The organism is Citrobacter sp. TBCS-14, from assembly GCF_005280805.1.
GTDB lineage: Bacteria > Pseudomonadota > Gammaproteobacteria > Enterobacterales > Enterobacteriaceae > Citrobacter > Citrobacter gillenii.
On sequence record NZ_SZWM01000479.1, the window covers coordinates 275 to 531 of the forward strand.

General features: G+C 58.0%; 1 pseudogene. It reads right to left on the reverse strand.

Features of this window, described 5'->3' with window-relative positions:
* A pseudogene (locus FDX22_RS31365) lies at window positions 1-257 on the reverse strand (dihydroxyacetone kinase); the annotation flags it as partial.

The window sequence follows — 257 nt, forward strand, 5'->3', positions numbered from 1 at the left end:
GAAAGCGTTCCGGTGACCTGCTCAATAATCCCGGCAACCAGCGTGTTGGCTGAGGGCTGAAATTCGACACGCGCGCTGCGCTGCGATGACGGCACACAGTTGATTTCGCGTGGTGGGACCGGGGTTGGCCAGCTGCTGGTTTCTACTTCGGTTAACAGTGCTTTTTCGATGCTCTCTTCCAGTACGATGGCGGTCAGCGAGAAACCTTTCATATCCAGGGCGGTGACCAGCGAGGCCGGGCCAATCAGCCAGTCGAT